Raw genomic sequence first — 18,741 nt, 5'->3', positions numbered from 1 at the left:
CCGCTCTCAGGCCGCGAGGCGAAGCCGGAGCGAGATGGCTGTGGCCGAGGCCACGATCAGATTAGTCGGCGATCTTGATCTTCGCGCGCTCGACGATGTCTTTGAACTTGGCGATTTCGGCGACGAGGAATTTCCCGAAGTCCTCAGGCGTCTTGTAGTCCACTTCGATACCCTGGTCGCGGAGCTTCGAGGCGATCTCCGGCTTTTTGAGCGTCGTGTAAATCGCCTCGTTGATCTTCTTGACGTGCTCTGGGTTCATGCCCGCTGGGCCGATGACCGCGTACCACTCGGTGACCGCATAGCCCGGGATCCCGGCTGCCTCGGCAACGGTCGGCAGGTTCGGGAAGACCGGCGAGCGCTGCGGACTGGTGATCGCGAGCGAGCGAACCCGGCCGGACTGCACGTGCGGCAGGATCGAGGCGAAGTTGCCGAACATCATCTGGATCTGGCCGCCGACGACGTCGTTGATGGCCGGTCCGCCGCCCCGATAGGGCACGTGCACGATGTCGATCCCGGCGCCGAGCTTCAGGAGCTCGCCCGAGAAGTGCTGGGAGGTACCGTTCCCCGACGTCCCGTGATGGATCGTGCCGGGCTTCGCCTTCGCGAGCGCGATCAGCTCGGGAAGCGTGTTCGCGGGAACGGACGGGTGCACCACGACAAGGTTGGCGACATGCCCGAGAAACGCGATCGGCGTGACATCCTTGATCGGGTCGTAGGGCAGTTTGGGCTGCAGCGACGGGTTCGACGCGTGGACGCTGATGATCGTGCCGATCGTGTGGCCGTCCGGAGCGGAGCGGACCGTCGCTTCCGTGGCGACTACGGTGCCGGCTCCGGGCTTGTTCTCGATCACGATCTGCTGGCCGAGAATTTCGGACACGCTGTTCTGGATCAGCCGCGCCAGGATGTCGTTCGTACCGCCGGGCGGGTTGCCGACGAAGAGCCGGATCGGCTTCGATGGCCAGGTTTGTGCGACGGCGCCGGATACGACCGACAATCCCGCCAGGGCACCCATGACCAACCCTGCTCGCCTCGAGATCATACCCGTCCTCCCCGGACTTGCGCGCCTCTTGAACGGGACACGCCTGTCGTTTCACAAGCAAGTGCAAGACCTGTTCCAGGGCGGACCGCGAGAAGAGGCTGTCGATGGTGTCCAGGGTCTGTCTTTCTTGGATCCTGCCCTGTCCGCGATAAAGACACTGGGACCAAGAAAACGGGACAGCGGCTCGGGCAAGAGGCCTACTCGCCGCGCGTGAGATGAGCGAAGGGCGCATGATCACCCTGCTGTCGTGAACGGCGGCGCTGGAGAGGAACCCGCGAATGCCCACCATGAAGGGCGGCGAATTGATCGCCGAATATCTCGTCAAGCAGAAGGTGCCCTATGTCATCGGCATCTGCGGCCACGGCAATGTCGGCATCCTGGACGCGCTCCATGCGGTTCGGGACCAGATTTCGTTTATTTCGCCCCGCCACGAACAATGTGCGGGCCACATGGCGGACGCCTATTTCCGCGTGAAGCATCAACCGGTCGTGACGTTGACCTCGACTGGACCGGGTTCCGCGAACATGGTGATGCCGCTGGCCACGGCCCTTTCCGATTCCTCCGCTTTCATGGCGATCACGGCGAACGTGCCGACCTCGCAGGCCAATCGCGGCCCGTTCCAGGAATTGTACGCACACAATCAGTCGGACTTCGCGCAGGTGCTGCGGCCGGTCGTCAAACGCACGTTCCAGCCGAGCCGGGTCGACATGCTGCCCCTCGCGTTGCGGCAGGGTTTCGACACGATGGTCACCGGTCGCCCTGGCCCGGTGAACCTGGACATCCCCTACAACGTCTTCCAGGAGGAGGCCGACATCGAACTTCCCCCACCGTCCCACCGCCAAGGACACCACCGGCCCGCGTCGAACGACGCCGATCTCCGGGCCGTCCTGGACTTGCTCGCGCAAGCCTCGAAGCCGGTCTTCTTCATCGGGCAAGGCACCACATTGTCGGAAGCCGGGCCGGAGATCAGCGAGATTCAGGCTCGTCTCGGGATTCCCGTGATCACCTCCCCGAACGGCATGGGCTGCGTTCCGGCGGATGACCCGTTGACGCTCGGCTTCATCGGCCGCAATGGCACCTTTCCGGCCAATCAGGCCGGCCGTCATGCCGACCTCGTTCTCTGCATCGGCACTCGCTTCGACGACCGCTCCTCGTCGAGCTGGCATGCCGGCTATTCGTGGAACTTCCCGTCCACGAAGCTCGTCCAGGTCGACCTCGATCCTGCCGAGCTCGGCCGCAACTATCCACCGACGATCGGCATCATCGCAGATGCCAAGACCTTCGCCGGCCAGCTCCTCGGCGCGCTCGAGAGCCGGCGCGACATCGCCCGCGACCGCTACGCCGGCTGGCGGGCGACGGTGGCGGAGTGGCAGCAGGAGTGGGAGGCGTTCATCCGCCCGAACTTCACTGCCATCACGACGCCGATCCGGCCCGAATACATCGTCGGCCAGCTTCAGAAGTCGCTGCCGGACGACGTGATCATGTCGCTCGACTCCGGCGTGCATCACAACTGGTTCATGCAGTTCTGGAAGCCCCGGCGCGCGCAAAGCATGCTGAACAGCTGGGGGTTCTCGTCGATGGGCTTCGGCGTCTGCGGCATCCTCGGGGCACAGCTCGCGGCGCCCGAGCGTCCCTGTGTCGCCGTCGTGGGAGACGGAGGTTTCATGATGGCGCCGTATGTCGTCGCGACCGCCGTGGAGTACAATCTTCCCTGCGTCTGGGTGGTCTGGAACAACTTCGCCTGGGCCGCGATCCGCGACATCCAGTACGGGCTGTTCGAAGGGCGCGAGCTCGGCACGGCCTTCTACAAGGGCAACCAGGGCCCGGGCGGCGATCGCTACAACCCCGATTTCGCCGCCTGGGCGCGCGCCTGCGGCGCGGACGGCGTCACCGTCACGCGCAGCGAGGATCTGGCGGGCGCGATCGAGGCAGCCGTGAAGAACCGGCGGCCCTGCGTCATCGATCTCCACGTCGACGCAGAGGTCAGGCCGCCTTCGACGGGAACTTGGCAGCTGCCTCCCGTGCCCTTCAAGGAGCCGGTTTTTGGCGCACCCTATCGACCCGTTCCGGCGCAGAGGTGATGCGGCTGGCGACCACCGCGCAGGAGAATGCTCGTGCCCACGATCATCGAGGACCCCAACGCACACGCCGACGCGACCGAGAAGACCTATGCCGTCACCCGCAACCTCGCCGAGCTTCCCTGGATCCAGTATCCTGGCCACTTTCATCAGGCGCTCTCGAAGGCCATCGTCACGCCAGCGACGGTCGGAAGCCGCTTCTTCGATCACCGCATCTCGACCTACGAGGCCGGCGCCTATGTGGAGAGCCACTCGCACAAGGTGCAGGAACAGATCTACCATATCCTGACCGGCGAGGGGGTGCTGACCGTCGACGGCGAGCGGCGGCTCGTCCGCGCCAACGACGTGACCTACATTCCGCCCGGCGTCGTCCACGCGTTTCACAACACCGGCATCGACCCTCTCGTCTTCCTGGTGATCACGAGCCCGCCGACCGACGACGAGCCGAAGCCGCGCTGAAAGGGCCACGCCGACCCGGCACAGGAGGCCTCTTGGGTCCGCGGTAGCAAGCGAATAGGAGCCTGGTGTGAACGACGCTCGGTCGTCGCCCGAGAGCGGCGAGACCTTCGACGTGGTGGTGGTCGGCGCCGGTGCCGGGGGCCTCGCGGCCGCCTGCAAGGCCGCCATGGACGGCGCCTCCGTGCTGCTCGTCGAACAGTCGCCGGTCGTTGGCGGAACCACGGCCATCTCCGGCGGGATGATATGGATCCCGGCCAACGCGAAGACGGCCGCGGCCGGAAAACCCGACAGCCTGGAGGCCGCGCGGACCTATTTGGAGGCCACTTTGCCGCCCGGAGATCGTCAGCGCCTGAACGCATTCCTGTCGTGGGGCGACGAAGCGATGCGCGATCTCGAATCCCGCACCTCGCTCCGGCTTCGGCCCGTTGCGATCTATCCCGACTACTACCCCGACCTGCCGGGCGCCACGTCGGGTGGACGGGTACTCGAACCCGTGCCGTTCGACGCAACCGCGCTCGGGAACGATTTCGATATCCTGCGTGATCCCCTGCCCGAGTTCATGCTCTTCGACGGCATGATGATCAGCCGCCAGGACATTCCGCATCTCCGACGCGTCTTCCGCTCGCTTCGATCGACGCTTCATGTCGCGAAGCTGCTCGCCGGCTATGGCCTGCAGCGCCTTCGCTGGCGAAGGGGCACGACCCTCTATCTCGGCAATGCGCTTGCCGGGCGCCTCTTGAAATCGGCCCTCGACCTCGGCGTCGCGATCCGAACCGGTACGGCCGTGGAGCGCCTCTCAACCGGGGCCGACGGCCGCGTCTGCTGCATCGAGACAATCTCCCACGACGGCCCGCCGCGGGCGATCGGGGCCCGCCGCGCCGTGGTCCTGGCCACGGGCGGGCTCTCGCATGGCGGCGACCTGAGGAACGCCTATGTGCCGCATGCCGCGGGCACGCTCACTGCGGCCGTCGATCCCGGGCGAGCACGGCGTGGCGCGCAGCTCGCCGGCGATCTCGACGCCCGCCTGAGCGCGCCGACGGACGAGGGGGCCTTCTGGGTGCCGGCCTCGACCTTCACGCGCCGGGACGGTTCGGTCGGTAACTTCCCGCACACGGTCACGGACAGGGCGAAGCCGGGCCTCATCTCGGTGGACGGGGATGGACGGCGCTTCGTCAACGAGGCCGTGTCCTACCACGAGTTCGTCCGCGCCCAGTTGGCGAGCCAGGGCCGCGCGATTCCAGCCTGGCTGCTTTGCGACCACCGGTTCCTCCGGAAACACGGGCTCGGCAAGGTCAAGCCGCTCAGCCGCTCGGTCGAGCGGGATGTCGCGAGCGGCTACCTCAAGCGGGCCAGCACCCTTGCCGACCTTGCGGCCGCGATCGGCGTGCCCGCTCGGGCGCTTGCCGAAACGGTCGAGACCTACAACCATGGCGCGAGACACGGGGAAGATTCCGCCTTCGGTCGAGGCTGCGACATCTACCAGCGTCATCTCGGGGACGCCGATCATCGACCGAATCCCTGCGTGGCGCCTCTCCAGGATGCGCCCTTCTACGCCGTTGCAGTACGACCGGCCGACCTCGGCATGTCGGCCGGGATCGTGACCGACCCGCAGGCCCGCGTGCTACGCCAGGACGGCTCGACCATTGCCGGCCTCTACGCTTGCGGCAACGACATGGCGTCGGTGATGGAGGGCGCCTATCCGGGGCCGGGCATTACGCTTGGGCCTGCCCTCACCTTCGGCTGGATCGCCGGACGCAACGCCGCGGCGGAGCGCGCGGCGTGAGTGGCTCGGCACAGGCGGCGAGCGCAGCTCAGTCGCGGTCGGCTGACCTGCTGCAGATCTCGTCGCCGGCTGCGGCGAAGACGCGGAACACGGCGCGCGCGGCAGCGCTCGCGATCTCGACATCGTGCGGTGCCTGAAGGGCCCAGTCCATCCTGTCGAGGAGCATTCGCCACGATCCAGGCTCGGCCGCTGCCCCGAGGAAGCGCGCGGGCGATCCCGGCGGCAACGATCGTCGAAGCATGGCGCCACCAAGCCTCGAGCCCTCGAGGACGTAGAGACCGCCCAGGAGCGCCGGGACGCTTGGGAAGTCCGGAGCGTGCAATCCGATCGAGGTGGCCGCACCGAGTTCAATCAGATCGATGCGGAGAGCCTCCGCGCGCCGCCTGCCGGTCCAATCCGGCAGGACAGCATGCGCATCCCAGCGGTCGAGCGCCGCCTCGACCGGCAGATGGGCGGTCGCGATCGCGCTCAGAAAGCAGCGGTATCCCGCGACGGTCGTAAGGTCGAAGCGTGCATAGATGCGGTCGACCTGCTCGTGATCCTGTCGCGTGGTCGCCCGTAAGAAAGCCCTTGCGCTCACTCCTAGTTCCTCGACGTGCGGCTCGCATGTCTCATGAACTGCTCCAGCACCTCCGTCGTCCTTTCCACCGAACAGCGAACGCTCTCGAGCATGTGAGGCATTCGCGAGACCTCCAGGCTATCGGTTATCTCCAGGGCGGCGAGCTGGGCGTTCTCGATGATCGATGACAGAACGTTGTGGAAGACGAGGTCCATTCTCGTATCGAGACGGCCGGTCATTGGCCGGTGGGGCTCGAGGATCCCATCCTGAAAGCGACGGCGGGCTGTCTCGGCGGCCTTGCGCTCCGTCAGGTCAGCGAAGAGTAGAACGTAACCCAAGAGGCGCCCCGACGACGTGAGGACCGGATCGGCCCGCAGAAGAAGCGGTCGCTCCGACCCGGTCGCCGCGTCCATCAGGAGCTCGCCTCTCCAGGTTCGCTTCTTGGCGAGCAGCTCTCGCAAGATGTTCCGGGCCGCGCCCGGGTCAGCGAATAGCGAAGACAGATCCTCGATCCACTGAAGTCGGCGCGAACCAACCTGGAACAGATTCTCAAAGGCCTTATTGGCAACGATGATCTGGCCTTGAGGGCTTGCGATGACGAGAGGCTGATCCGAGTTCTCGACCTGACCGCTGACTTGCACGAGCTGATCCTGAGCAATCAGCATCCGGACGGATCGAAACTGGACCACGATGTCTTCGACGATCTGCGCGATGAGCCGCGCCGCATTAAGGTCAGCGGCACCCCAGGGCTCCGAGGTTCCCTCGACGATCTCATGCCACTGCGCGAACGACCGGCGCGGTGACAGCTGTGCTGGATCGTGTCCCAGAAGCACCGGCTTCCTGGGGTCTCCACCCCAGGTTACCGTTCGCACGCGCTCCGGCCGGAACCACAAGAGATACTCGCCAGGCGATCGTGTGATGGGAGCCGCGAGGAGCCCAGCCGCGACCTGGACGAGCGGCGAGAAGCGCGGCTCGTCGGCGGCGAGCGACGCCGTCGCGGCGACCGGGAGCCTGGGTCGTGAATCGAGCCACTGGCCGAGCTGCTTGAGCTGCGGCGTGCCCGGCACCTCTCCCGTGGAGAAGACCTGATCCTCAAGGAGGAGAGCGGCGCCCGTTGCACCGGTCGCCTGCAGGAGCAGCTGCGACCCATCGAACAGGGCGACTTTCCAGTCCCCGTCCCGAGCCACGGCTTCGATCATGCGCTGCTCGAGGCGCCGGACCGACGTCTCCGCTTGGGATTGGATGAAGCTCTCCAGAGCCGCAATCCGCGTCCCCACGACCTCGGCGAGCACATCGCCGGCGGCCCGGACTTCGAAGGGCGTGACGCGAGGAACGTAATGGTGGCACGCGATGAGACCCCAGAGGCGGCGGCCGACGATGAGCGAGATCACCAACGTCGCGGCAACGCCCATATTCTGCAGGTACTGGATATGAATAGGCGACATGCTGCGGAGCGTGCAAAGCGACATGTCAAGGTCTTGCCCGGTCAGCGGACAGATGACAGGTTGAAGCTCGACAGGGTCGTACTGAATATCGACGAGCACTCTCACCCTGTTGCGTTCATAGAGGCGGCGCGCGATTTGAGGTATGTCCGACGCCGGATAACGGTTACCCAGATAGGGTTCCAGGTCGTGTTCCCTCTGCTCCGAAATGACCTCTCCGTGTCCCTCGTCGTCGAAGCGATAGACCATCACGCGGTCGTACCCGGTGAGAGCCTTGAAGATCCGGGCGGTGTCGTCACACAGGCCCAAGAGGGACGAGCAGGCCAGGATGGTCCGCACGGCTGTTTCGAGCTGGGGGGACACATCGCTTGGGCAGCCTGCCCGCTCGAGTTCGATGATGAAGCCGTTGCCGGCCGAGCGGTGCATGGTCCCGTCGAACAACCCGGCGGGATCGCCGACCCTCACACGGAGGGCGACAGCGGTGCCTTCCGCCACTTCGGCGAGAGAGGCGCGAACGAGCTGTGCGATGTCTCCGCCGAATTCGCAGAGAGATCGTCCTAGGACAGGGCCACGGATTCCGAGGAACGTCGATGCATTTGCGCTCGCCTGTACGACGGTCAGGTCCGGCCCGGAGACGACCAGCAAGGCACCATGCGGCTGGATCGAGGCGGCCAGGTGGATCTGCTCGCGCTCGCAGTTCGAAAGGTCGGCCTGCCCGAAAGCGGGCTCCTGGAGAGCGCCGGATGCCATGTGCTGATCCAGGTCAGGTCTCCGAAAGCGGTGCTACCTCGGACCGCAAGGCAAGCTGATAGCGGTCGAGCTTGGCGTAGAGGCTCTGCCGACTGAGACCCAAGATATCGGCGGCGGCCGATCGGTTTCCTGCGGTCAGTTCGAGGGCGTTCTCGATGCAGTGTCGCTCGATCAATCCGACGGCCCTGTCCACCACGGCACGGAGCGGCTCCTTGCCAAGCTGCGCGCTGATGTCGCCCAAAGCGGACAGCAGCGACGTCGCCTGATCCGAGCGCCGACCGAGCGGGCGCAGATGCCGAATCGAGAGCGCCACGAACCGGAACTCTGTCTCCGTATCCCTGGCGGCCGCAACGCCGATCTCCGCCCGGGAACCAAGATCGCCATGTATCATCGTCGCGAATTCCTCCACGACGCCGTCCCTGCTCAAGGCGGCAAGCAAATCGTCCACGCCTGCTCCCGGCTCACGGAGCCAGTGGCCAAGATGCTGCCCGGCAAGGGACTCGTCGGCACTCACCTGAGCCAAATCGCGGAATGCCCGGTTGGTGTGCCGTATGACTCCGTCGCGGTCGATGGCCACGAACCCGTGAGGCAATCGGTCTATCAGCGCGGGAAGGGGCGCGACCATGCCGGAACCACGCTGGAAATGAACGGGGTCGAGGGCGGAAAGCTGGAGCAGGAAAACGGATCCGCCTTCGGAAGCCGCTGGCGTCGCCCGCACGATCCAGGCCCTACGCTCCGCGCCGAGATGGATCAGCACGCCCGGAACTTTCCCCTCCTCCCGAACCCGACCGAGCATATCCCGCAAGGCATTCTGCTGCCGAGGGACCAGGAACGAAAGCAGGTCCCGATCAACCACATCGTGGAGCGCTGGCGCGAGCGCCCGGATCGCTTGAGGATTTGCCTCGAGGATCGACAACGTCTCGTCGGCCGCCACCAAAAGTACGGCGTCATTCGACGTATTGAAAAGATGCCGATAGCGCGATTCAAGCTGACGGAGCTTCCAGTAATCCCGCTCCATGGCACGCTGCGTCGCATTCAGGCGGAACTCGAGTTCCGCGACGGCATGCCGCCTCTTTCCAACAGCGATGTAGCCCGCGTTGCCTCCAAACCGGACCATCGTGTACTCGATCGGGAGCTCGCGCCCGCTCGGGAAACGCTGCAGGATGCTTTGGAAGCCGGACACGCCTTCCGTCTCGGCGTCCTTGATCATGGCTTTTGCGACTTCGATCGCGCCATCCGCGACCGTGTCCTGCCAGGGTCGGCCGAGCCACTCGCTCACGTCCGGCTCCGACAATGTGTCGGTGACACTCGTCTGCTGAACCAAGCCCTCCCTGTCGAGGACGAGCGTGACGTCCGGCCGCGTGGCAGGGTCGGGTTTCACCATCGCGGCCTGCCCGCGTGCGCAGACTGGGTGGACGTCACGGAAGGCATAACCGACCACCTCGCGATCCATCCGCGGACGCCGTCGCCGCTGAAGCGGAGGTTCTCTCTACATTCTTCGGATCTTCCAGACAAAGACCAGCCTCTCCCGGTTTCCCGAGACCATCGTCGAAAACCAACGGCGGGCGCGAGCGCCGGCCGATGGATTGCCGCCTTCTGTCCTCGCCCCGTTGCCAGATCAGGTTTCCTGACCCTCGCGGTTCAAGTGCCTTGGTGGCTTGCAGTGCTCGACCAGCCCCGACCGCACCCACGCTGCACCGCAGCGATGAAACTGTCTAGTTTGCTTGACAATGACGGGATACGATCAGGTTCTTCGAGGGAGGGCCGCTCGGAAGGCATCCGAAGGTGTCAACTTAACCTGTCGGAATAGCCTGATTCCTGAGCTGAAAATGCGGGTGGGAGGGCCACGTGAGGGGATCTGCACAAGCCGCTGATGGGACTGAATTGTGGGGTCCCGCCGAGCTGGCCGCGATCGAGCGGTGCCTGCCGCTCACCGGCCGCGACGCTCAGGTCGCAACAATCTCACGGTCGAGCCGCATGGGGCGCCTGATCGAATCGGAGATTATCCCCCGCCTCATGCTGGCTCAGCAGGGTCGCTCGTCCGGAATGGTGGACGATGTCGGCCGCACCGTGAATGCCGCCGATGCCAGCGTTCTCGCGCGACACGCGATCGGGTCTGATCCACAAGCGCTCGACGATCAGATTCGATTGATGTTGGCCCGCGGTGGTTCGCAGGGTCCCGTCGTGGTCGAATCCCTCGCTGCGGCGGCCCGCCTGCTCAGCAACATGCACCGAGAAGGCCTCTGTACCTCGTCGGACCTGACAATGGGGCTACGCTGCCTGCAGGCCGCGCTTTGCTGCATCGGGGCTGACCTGGAACGGCTCTCCCCGTCCTGAACCGACCATGTGCGTCGGTGATATCGAGACTGCCGATACGGTCATCCTGTCATACCAGGACCTCGCCGCAGCAGCCGCGCCTTGAAGCCGAGACATCAACGTTGTCAAGCGGAGTTCACCGGCCCCGGCGGTTCGGCGGCTTGCGTCGCTGGATGCGCCGGCTTCCCCCGTTCGAGCGGCGCGAGGAGAAGGCGATCGATGAGGAGCGAGAGAATGCCGGTGCGCACACTGACGATCCAGTTCGGAGAGGTCAGGCGGACATGCCGGCCGCGCAGTCGCCAAACTGTCACGGCCAGCACCTACAGGCTCAGCCCTCAGGCCTGACCTGCGCTCCGCGCACGGAAGGCCGTCACAGGTTGGCTCCTGGCCGATCCCGGCTGGGTGGAGTTCGAGATGTCTCTACGCTCACTGTTCCTGACGGCCGTGGCAGCGGCCGGTCTGTCCAGCGCCTGCCTTTCGACGGCGAGGGCGGCCGACGCGATCTGCTATAACTGCCCGCCGGAATGGGCCGACTGGGCCACGATGCTGAAGTCGCTCAAGGCGGATCTCGGCATCGACATGCCCAGCGACAACAAGAATTCCGGCCAGGCGGTCGCGCAGATCATCGCCGAGAAGAACGGCCCCGTGGCCGACATGGCGTATCTCGGTGTCAATTTCGGCATATCGGCCAAGGCCCAGGCGCTCACGCAGCCTTACAAACCCGCGAAATTCGACGAGATCCCGGCCGGCCAGAAGGACCCGGAAGGGCATTGGTGGACGGTTCACCAGGGCACGCTCGGCCTGTTCGTCAACAAGGATGCGCTCGGGAACAAGCCTGTCCCGGCCTGCTGGCGCGATCTCCTGAAGCCCGAATACAAGGGGCTCGTCGGCTATCTCGACCCGACCTCCGCGGCGGTCGGCTATGTCGGCGTCGTCGCCGTGAACACGGCGCTGGGCGGTACGGAGACGGATTACTCACCCGCGCTCGATTTCTTCAAGGCGCTTTCCAAGAACGACCCGATCGTGCCGAAGCAGACCTCCTACGCCCGCACGGTCTCCGGCGAGATCCCGATCCTGTTCGACTACGACTTCAACGCCTACCGGGCAAAATACACCGAGAAGGGCAACTTCGAGTTCGTCCTCCCCTGCGAGGGCACGGTTTCGTTTCCCTACGTCATGACGATGGTGAAGAACGCTCCTCACCCGGACAGCGCCAAGAAGGTTCTCGACTACCTTCTGTCCGACAAGGGCCAGGCCATCTGGACGAATGCCTATCTGCGCCCGGCGCGCCCCATCGCGCTGCCGGCAGCCGTCAAGGCCAAGTTCCTGCCGGACAGCGATTATGCGCGGGCCAAGGCGGTCGACTGGGGCAAGGCGCAGGCGATGCAAAAGGGTTTCAGCGAAAAATACCTGGCTGAAGTCCGCTGACTGGGGAGGGCGGTTCGCGCGCCCCGCGAGGGTCCCGGCTCCGCTTCGATCTCCTCCTGCTCGGGCCGCTCGCGATCTTCGCGGCGGCTTTCCTCCTGATCCCTCTCGTCGAACTCGTGCTCGTCGCCGGAACCGGGGAACGCGGGGCTCGCGCCTACATCGCGGTGCTGACCGAGTCGCGCTATCGCGACAGTCTCCTGGCCACGCTCGCCTTGGCCGCCGTGACGACGTTCGCCACCCTGATCCTCGGCACGATCGCGGCGCAGTTTCTGGCGGGTCGCTACTTCCCTGGTCGTTCGGTGCTCGTGGCCTTCCTGACCTTCCCTCTCGCCTTCCCGGGCGTGGTGATCGGCTTCATGGTGATCCTGATCGGCGGCCGGCTCGGCCTCGTCGGGTCGGCCACGCAGGCGCTCACCGGCGAGAAGGTCGTCTTCGCCTATTCGATCGTCGGTCTTTTCGTGGGATACCTGTATTTCTCGATCCCGCGCGTCGTGCTGACGTTGATCGCAGCCACGGAGAAGCTCGATCCGGCGCTGATCGAGGCGGCGCGGTCCCTCGGTGCCGGCCCGGTCACGATCCAGCGCGACGTCGTGCTTCCCGCGCTCGCGCCCGCGCTGTTCGCGGCCGGCGCCCTCTGCTTCGCGACCGCGATGGGCGCTTTCGGGACCGCCTTCACCCTCGCGACCCGCATCGATGTCCTGCCCATGGTCATCTACACCGAGTTCACGCTGGCCACGAATGCCAGCATGGCGGCGGCGCTCTCGCTGGCGCTCGGCGCCGTGACCTGGATCGCGCTCGCATTGGCTCGGCTCGGATCGGGCGCCACGGTCGCGGCCGCGGCCTGACCCATGCGCCTGACCACCGTCGCGGCCGGGTTCGTCACCGTCCTGATCGCCGCATTCCTGGTGACGCCTGCATTGCTGTCGATCGTGGCTGGCCTCACCGTCAACTACGCGCGTGGCGTGTCGAGCGGCCTGACCCTCGCCTGGGTCGAACAGGTCTGGACCGGCTATTCGGGCACGATCTGGCGCTCGATCGCCGTTGCGATCCTCACCCTCCTGGTGGATCTCGCGATCGGCGTGCCGGCCGCCTATGCCCTCGTGCGCCGGGGTGGGCGCCTGGCCCGCATCATCGAGGAATTCGTGACCCTGCCGGTCGCCGTGCCGGGTCTGGCGCTCGCTCTCGCCCTCCTGATCGCCTATGGCAGTTTCGGCACGTTCCGAGGCTCGATGCTCTTCATCGTGACGGGGCACGTGCTCTACACGCTCCCCTTCATGCTGCGCGCCGTCATCGCGGTGCTGGCCTCGCTCGACTGGCGCAGCCTGGACGAGGGCGCGGCGAGCCTCGGCGCATCGCAATGGCAGCGATTCGTCGACGTCATCGTGCCCAATGCCCGTCCGGGCATCCTCGCCGGCGCCTTGACGGTCGTGACCCTGTCGATCGGCGAATTCAACCTGACCTGGATGCTCCATACGCCCTTGACCAAGACGCTGCCGGTCGGCCTCGCTGACGCCTACGCGTCGCTCCGGCTGGAGATCGCGTCGGCCTACACGCTCCTGTTCTTCATCATGATCATGCCTCTGCTCTTCGCCCTCCAGTGGGCCGCTGGCGCGCCCGATCGCGGAGCCCGCGCGTGAACGGACCGGCGAAGCGCGGATCTCGCGTCGAGATCTCCGGGGTGGCCAAGTCCTTCGTGAGCGGGGTCGCGGCCCTGCAGCCGACCGATCTCACGATCGCGGCCGGCGAAGTCCTGGTCCTGCTCGGGCCCTCGGGCTGTGGCAAGACCACCCTGCTGCGCCTCCTGGCCGGCCTGGAGCGCCCGGACGGGGGCGGGACGATCCTCTTCGATGGCGAGGACGTGACCGGGATCCCGGTCGAGCATCGCCAGGTCGGGATGGTGTTCCAGTCCTACGCACTGTTCCCGAACATGAACGTCGCCGAGAATGTCGGCTATGGGCTGAAGGTTCGGAAGGTCGCGCGGGCCGAGCGGGACGCGGAGGTCGCGCGGCTTCTCGACACCGTCGGCCTCGTCGAATTCGCGGATCGCCGCATCGACCGGATCTCGGGCGGGCAGCGGCAGCGCGTGGCGCTCGCCCGCGCGCTCGCGATCAAGCCGCGCGTCCTGCTTCTGGACGAGCCCTTGTCCGCCCTCGACGCTGCCCTGCGCGAGCGGCTCCGGGTCGAGATCTCGACGCTCCTGCGGACGTTCGGCATCACGGCCGTCTATGTCACGCACGATCAGGCCGAGGCGATGGCGATCGGCGACCGCGTGGCTGTCCTGGAGCGCGGCCGCATCGCGCAGATCGGAACGCCGGAGGAGGTGTACGGCCGGCCGGCCTCGCGCTTCGTGGCCGAGTTCGTCGGGACCTCGAACCGGATCACGGGGCCGGTCGTCGAGGGCATTCTCCGCGTCGGTATCTGGCATCTTCCCGTCGGCGGACCCGACCGGACGGCCACGATCTGGTTCCGCCCGGAGGCGGCCTCGGTCGCGGAGAGCGGTACCCCGGAAGGCGAGGCGCTCGCCGGACACGTCATCGGCTCGACATTTCTCGGCGCGTCCTGCCGCCTCGCGATCTCGATCGGCGGCGAACAGGCCCCGATCCTCGTCGACGTGCCGGCTGCCATGCGCCGTCCGATCGGCGCTCCGGTCCAGGTCAGGGTCGCTCAGTCGGCCCTCGTCGAGTATCCGGACGGACCTCCCCCCTGCTGACCTGCCAGATCACGGCCCCGCACGCGCGCCCGACCGGACAGGCCGCCTGACGCATCAGTGCGATTGCTCGATCTGGGCAGCGAGAGCGGGCGGGAGGCCGGTCGTCGCTTTCGCCGGGAGCCGGCGCAGCCCGGGCCGGCCGGCCGGGTGAAGCCGGGCCAGCGTTTCGGCCTGGCGGACGGCGGCGGCGACCTGGTTCACGATCGGCGCCCTCGCTCGGCCGGCCACGCGTCCGGCCAGCCCTGACAGCGGCGCCCCAGCGAATATCAGGACGTCGGCACCGTCCTCCTCGACCCAGCGCGCTCGGCCGGCCAGGGAGAGTACCTCCAGGGCGGAGGGGCCGCCATCGCCCTCAAAGTGACGCCATCCGGCGCAGACCGACGAGGCGGTCGCACACGAGGAGGAGGACGATCGTGGCGAGGATCAGGATCGAGGACGCCGCCGCGACCGTCGGATCGGGGGACATCTCGACCTGGTTCAGGAGCTGGATCGGCAGCGTCTTGGTGCGGACGTCGGTCAGGAAGATCGAGACCGGATAATTGTCGAACGAGGCGATGAAGGCGAAGAGCGCCGCGCTGACGAAACCCGGCAGGATATTGGGCACGAGCACCTTGCGCAGCGCTTCGGGATACGAGCAGCCGAGCATGCGGGCGGCATCGACCATGGTGAAGTCGAACAGCGACAGGCTCGCGAGCACGGTGCGCATGACGAACGGCATCGTGATGACGACATGCGCGATGAGGAGCGAGGTGTAGCTGTCCCAGAGGCCGAAGCCGCGCGCGGCCTGAAGGAAGGCGATCCCGAAGACGAGCCCCGGCAGCATCAGGGGCGAGGCCATGAAGGTCGCGATGGCGGCGCCGGCGGGGACGTAGCCGCGCACGATGGCGATGGCGCAAAGTGTGCCGAGCACGAGCGAGAGGCAGGTCGACAGGAAGGCGATCTGAACCGACAGCCAGACGGCCGAGAGCAGCGTGTCGGTCCGCCCGACCGCCTCGTACCAGCGCAGCGACATGCCTTCCGGCGGGAAGGCGAAGATCGCGGAGGGCGAGAAGGACACCGCCATCACGATCGCGATCGGCATGAGCAGGAAGGCCACCGCGAAGACCAGAGCGGCCCAGGACAGCGCAATGCCGAGACGAGCCATCTCAGCGGCCTCTTACGGCGTGACCGCGGCCGAGCCAGGACGCCCCGAATACGACGGAGACAGCGATCACCAGCATGATCACCGCCATGCTGGCGCCGAGCTGGAAGTCGCGGATGTTGAGGTAGGCCTTCGCCATGACCTGAGACATGGTCATGAAGCGGTCGCCGATGAGCAGGCCCGGGGTGACGTAGGCGGCAACCGAGATGGAGAAAACGAGCGACACGCCGGCGATCACGCCAGGCATCGTCAGCGGCAGCGTGACGCGCGTGAAGGCGTAGAGCGGCGAAGCGCCGAGCGAGGCCGCCGCGTCCGTCAGCCGCCCGTCGAGCATGCGCATGATGGAATAAAGCGGCAGGATCATGAACGGCAGGAACACGTTCACCATGCCGAAATAGAGGTTGAATTCGGTGAAGACGAGCCGCATCGGACGATCGATGAATCCTAAGGCCACGAGGAGCCAGTTGATGAAGCCACCGCGGCCCATCATGATCGAGATACCGAACGTCTTGACGATGATACTGACCGTCAACGGCAGAAAGATCAGCGCGAACAGGACCACCTGCGTCGTGCCGCTCGCGCGTGCCAGGGCGAAGGCGGCCGGATAGCCGAGCACAAGGCAGATCGTGGTGGTGATCAGCGCAAGCTTCACAGAATTCCAGATGATCCCGAGATAGTAGGGATCGCCGAGGACCTTGCGGTAGCCGGCGAGCGTGATCCCTTCCGCGCCGCGAAAACTCTCGGCGACGAGAAGCGCGAGGGGAAGGGCGAAGGCGAGCACCATGAACAGGATGCCCGGGAGCGCGAGAGCGGCCTTCCCGTCCAGCCCGGAAAGAAAGCTGCGGCGCTCGCCGGTGCCCTGATCAGCCGCGCCGATCGCCGCCGTGCTCATGGGGCGGGATACACCATGGTATCTTCGATCCGCCAGCGGATCGCCGCGTCGGCGCCGGGCTCGACGCCGGGTGGAAGCCGGGCCAATTCGACCATCAGGCGATCGCCCGATCGCTCCGCGGCGAACAGCAGCGTTGTCTTGGCACCGAGGAACACGATGTCGAGAACCTTGGCCCGAATATTGTTGTATCCGCCGTCGGGGCCCGCCCCGAGCAGCATCGCCTCCGGCCGGACTCCGATCGCGACCGGAGAGCCGGCGAGGAAGTTGCCCGGCGCCTGTATCGCGCCAAAGGCGGTCTCGACCGTGACCGAGCCTCCGCCCGCGGAGGCGACCTGCCCGGCGATCCGCGTCGACTGACCAACGAATTCGAGGACGTAGAGGCTTCGCGGCCGGGAATAGATCTCGGCCGGGCTGCCAAGGTGCTCGATCTTTCCCTCGCGCATGACGGCGATGCGATCGCTCATCACGAGCGCTTCGTCCTGGTCGTGCGTGACGAAGATCGACGTGATGCCGAGATCGCGCAGCAGCCGGCGAAGCTCGATCTGCATCGTCTCGCGCAGGTTGCGATCGAGCGCGCTGAACGGCTCGTCGAGCAAGAGGAGGGCGGGCTTGACGACGAGCGCGCGGGCGACCGCGATCCGCTGTTGCTGCCCCCCCGACAGCGCCGTAATGGCGCGATCGGCGAAACTCTCCATGCGCACCAGCGCGAGCGCGTCGCGGACGCGCGCCGAGATCTCGCCCCTCGGGGCTCGCTGCGCCCGCAGGCCGAAGGCCACGTTCTCGGCGACGGTGAGATGCGGGAAGAGGGCGTAACTCTGGAAGACGACGCCGATCTTGCGCTTGTGCGCCGGGACGCGGGTGAGATCGCGTCCCCCGACCATGATCCTGCCGCCATCCGCCGCGATCAGTCCGGCAACAAGCCGCAGCAGCGTGGTCTTGCCGCAGCCGGACGGACCGAGCAGCGACACGAACTCCCCCTGGTTCACGCCGAGATGCAGGTTCTCGAGAACCGTGACGGAGCCGTAGCTTTTCGTGACGCCGGCGATGTCGAGATAGCTGGACGGGGCGGCGGCCGCCTGTCCGGCCGCCGCCGTGCCCAAGCTCATTTCGATGACACCTCCCGCTCGAAACGCTCGATCATGGCGTTGCGATTGTCGGCGAAATACTCCCAGTCGAGGGTGACGAGTTCGGGGAACTTCAGTCCCGCCGGCAGCACGGTCTTGGCGTTCGTCGGCCGCGAGTAGAAGGTCTGAGCGATGAAGGCCTGAGTCTCCGGGCTCAGCATCTCGTTCAGGAAGGTCATTCCGAGCTCCTGGTTGGGTCCACCCTCGACCAGAGCGACGCCGGCCGGCATCGCGATGACGCCCTCGGCCGGCAGGCCCTGCTCGACCGGCGCCCCTTGCGACTTCCGGAACAGGGTCGTGCGCGAATCCGGACTCATGTAGAGGTCGGCCTCGCCGGTCTCGTGCAATTGCTGCGCCTGCGGCGCGTTCGTCGAGACTTGCAGGATATTCGGGCGCAGCTCCTTCATGCGCTCGATGCCGGCCTGCCATTCCGGCAGGCAGTCTCCGAGCGGCTTCTTCGTGGCGTGATGCGTGGCGGCCATCAGCGGCGCGATAGCTTGCGTGATCCGCATGGAGATGAGGATGATCCGGTCGCGGAACTTCGGGTCCCACGCCTCGGCATAGCTCTTGAGACCCTGCGGGAGCGCGCGCGTGTTGTAGGAAAAGCTGCACATCGGCTGGCACCAGTTCGCCCACATGGCGCCGCGCGGCTTGGCGCCGGCAGGCAGGTCCGCCAAGTTGGTGATCTCCGCCGGGAGCTTCTTGATCAGCTTGTCACGCTCGGCGATCACGAGAACCGGATCGTCCATCATGGTCAGCGTCATCGTCGGACGCGCCTTGTTGGAGCGCAGCTTCTCGAGATTTATGAGAGAGTTCGTGCCCTCATAGAGCACCTTGATGTTGTGCTTCTTCTCGATCAGCGGGAACAACTTGTCCTGCATGCCGGGCGTTGCTGGCCCGCCGATGAAGATCTCACGCGTTTGCGCGCGCACGATGGCCGGAAAGCCCGTGATCAAGGCTGCCGTGCCGGCTCCAACGACGCCGCGTCGGGTCAGATTGAGTTCGTGAGGCATGATGCGG

At 66.2% G+C, this 18,741-nt stretch carries 18 protein-coding genes; 8 read left to right on the top strand and 10 right to left on the bottom strand.

Translation table 11 applies throughout. The annotated features are described in order from the left end of the window. Positions 1–61: 61 nt before the first annotated feature. Positions 62–1,012 (bottom strand): Bug family tripartite tricarboxylate transporter substrate binding protein, encoded by a 951-nt coding sequence (locus ACFE87_RS09815; protein WP_375459446.1) that lies wholly within the window; start codon positions 1,010–1,012, stop codon positions 62–64. Positions 1,013–1,317: 305 nt separating this feature from the next. On the opposite strand from ACFE87_RS09815, the gene ACFE87_RS09810 reads away from it, so the two are divergent. The 3 genes from ACFE87_RS09810 (at position 1,318) to ACFE87_RS09800 (ending at position 5,359) form a co-directional block, all read left to right on the top strand. Next, the gene (locus tag ACFE87_RS09810) at positions 1,318–3,120 is read left to right on the top strand and encodes a thiamine pyrophosphate-binding protein (protein ID WP_375459445.1); all 1,803 of its coding nucleotides are present in this window, start codon (positions 1,318–1,320) and stop codon (positions 3,118–3,120) included. A 33-nt stretch (positions 3,121–3,153) separates the two neighbouring features. Beyond that, positions 3,154–3,576 (top strand): cupin domain-containing protein, encoded by a 423-nt coding sequence (locus tag ACFE87_RS09805; protein ID WP_375459444.1) that lies wholly within the window; start codon positions 3,154–3,156, stop codon positions 3,574–3,576. A gap of 67 nt (positions 3,577–3,643) precedes the next feature. Then, entirely contained in the window at positions 3,644–5,359 is a 1,716-nt protein-coding gene (locus tag ACFE87_RS09800; protein ID WP_375459443.1) for an FAD-dependent oxidoreductase, read from the top strand. A 28-nt stretch (positions 5,360–5,387) separates the two neighbouring features. Here ACFE87_RS09800 and ACFE87_RS09795 read toward each other — a convergent pair whose 3' ends face one another. From ACFE87_RS09795 to ppsR, 3 genes are read right to left on the bottom strand one after another with little or no spacing between them, the layout of a single operon-like run. Continuing rightward, positions 5,388–5,939 (bottom strand): biliverdin-producing heme oxygenase, encoded by a 552-nt coding sequence (locus ACFE87_RS09795; protein WP_375459442.1) that lies wholly within the window; start codon positions 5,937–5,939, stop codon positions 5,388–5,390. 2 nt (positions 5,940–5,941) lie between these two features. Continuing rightward, the gene (locus ACFE87_RS09790; RefSeq protein WP_375459441.1) at positions 5,942–8,110 is read right to left on the bottom strand and encodes a PAS domain-containing protein; all 2,169 of its coding nucleotides are present in this window, start codon (positions 8,108–8,110) and stop codon (positions 5,942–5,944) included. A 13-nt stretch (positions 8,111–8,123) separates the two neighbouring features. Next, on the bottom strand, positions 8,124–9,563 hold the full coding sequence (gene ppsR / locus ACFE87_RS09785; RefSeq protein WP_375459440.1) for a transcriptional regulator PpsR: 1,440 nt from the start codon (positions 9,561–9,563) through the stop codon (positions 8,124–8,126). A gap of 524 nt (positions 9,564–10,087) precedes the next feature. On the opposite strand from ppsR, the gene ACFE87_RS09780 reads away from it, so the two are divergent. Further along, complete coding sequence (locus ACFE87_RS09780; protein WP_375459439.1) at positions 10,088–10,447, top strand: hypothetical protein; 360 nt, start codon at positions 10,088–10,090, stop codon at positions 10,445–10,447. A 104-nt stretch (positions 10,448–10,551) separates the two neighbouring features. On the opposite strand, the gene ACFE87_RS09775 is transcribed toward ACFE87_RS09780, so the two are convergent. Further along, a complete protein-coding gene (locus ACFE87_RS09775) occupies positions 10,552–10,737 on the bottom strand; it encodes a hypothetical protein (RefSeq protein ID WP_375459438.1) in 186 nt (61 codons plus the stop codon). Positions 10,738–10,840: 103 nt separating this feature from the next. Between ACFE87_RS09775 and ACFE87_RS09770 the strand changes: the two genes are divergently transcribed. Genes ACFE87_RS09770 through ACFE87_RS09755 form a run of 4 tightly spaced genes read left to right on the top strand, consistent with a single transcriptional unit; the run spans position 10,841 to position 14,564 of the window. After that, complete coding sequence (locus tag ACFE87_RS09770) at positions 10,841–11,854, top strand: extracellular solute-binding protein (RefSeq protein WP_375459437.1); 1,014 nt, start codon at positions 10,841–10,843, stop codon at positions 11,852–11,854. Further along, on the top strand, positions 11,851–12,699 hold the full coding sequence (locus ACFE87_RS09765; protein ID WP_375459493.1) for an ABC transporter permease subunit: 849 nt from the start codon (positions 11,851–11,853) through the stop codon (positions 12,697–12,699). Before ACFE87_RS09770 ends, ACFE87_RS09765 begins: the two co-directional genes overlap by 4 nt. A gap of 3 nt (positions 12,700–12,702) precedes the next feature. After that, entirely contained in the window at positions 12,703–13,491 is a 789-nt protein-coding gene (locus ACFE87_RS09760) for an ABC transporter permease (protein WP_375459436.1), read from the top strand. Next, the gene (locus ACFE87_RS09755) at positions 13,488–14,564 is read left to right on the top strand and encodes an ABC transporter ATP-binding protein (RefSeq protein WP_375459435.1); all 1,077 of its coding nucleotides are present in this window, start codon (positions 13,488–13,490) and stop codon (positions 14,562–14,564) included. The genes ACFE87_RS09760 and ACFE87_RS09755 overlap by 4 nt, the downstream gene beginning before the upstream one ends. A 54-nt stretch (positions 14,565–14,618) precedes the next feature. On the opposite strand, the gene ACFE87_RS09750 is transcribed toward ACFE87_RS09755, so the two are convergent. The 5 genes from ACFE87_RS09750 to ACFE87_RS09730 all read right to left on the bottom strand — a co-directional run bounded on the left by ACFE87_RS09750 (position 14,619) and on the right by ACFE87_RS09730 (position 18,734). After that, the gene (locus tag ACFE87_RS09750) at positions 14,619–14,765 is read right to left on the bottom strand and encodes a hypothetical protein (protein ID WP_375459434.1); all 147 of its coding nucleotides are present in this window, start codon (positions 14,763–14,765) and stop codon (positions 14,619–14,621) included. Between the two features lie 151 nt (positions 14,766–14,916). Beyond that, positions 14,917–15,708 (bottom strand): ABC transporter permease, encoded by a 792-nt coding sequence (locus ACFE87_RS09745; RefSeq protein ID WP_375459433.1) that lies wholly within the window; start codon positions 15,706–15,708, stop codon positions 14,917–14,919. A 1-nt stretch (position 15,709) separates the two neighbouring features. Continuing rightward, positions 15,710–16,597 (bottom strand): ABC transporter permease, encoded by an 888-nt coding sequence (locus ACFE87_RS09740; protein ID WP_375459432.1) that lies wholly within the window; start codon positions 16,595–16,597, stop codon positions 15,710–15,712. After that, positions 16,594–17,703, bottom strand: a complete 1,110-nt coding sequence (locus tag ACFE87_RS09735) for an ABC transporter ATP-binding protein (RefSeq protein WP_375459431.1) — start codon at positions 17,701–17,703, stop codon at positions 16,594–16,596. The genes ACFE87_RS09740 and ACFE87_RS09735 overlap by 4 nt, the downstream gene beginning before the upstream one ends. Then, positions 17,700–18,734, bottom strand: a complete 1,035-nt coding sequence (locus tag ACFE87_RS09730; RefSeq protein WP_375459430.1) for an extracellular solute-binding protein — start codon at positions 18,732–18,734, stop codon at positions 17,700–17,702. The genes ACFE87_RS09735 and ACFE87_RS09730 overlap by 4 nt, the downstream gene beginning before the upstream one ends. Positions 18,735–18,741: the final 7 nt, after the last annotated feature.

The organism is uncultured Enterovirga sp., from assembly GCF_964242715.1.
In the GTDB taxonomy this organism is placed as follows: Bacteria; Pseudomonadota; Alphaproteobacteria; order Rhizobiales; family Beijerinckiaceae; genus Enterovirga.
Note: the sequence above shows the minus strand (reverse complement) of the source record. Positions and strands in the feature narration are given on the sequence as shown.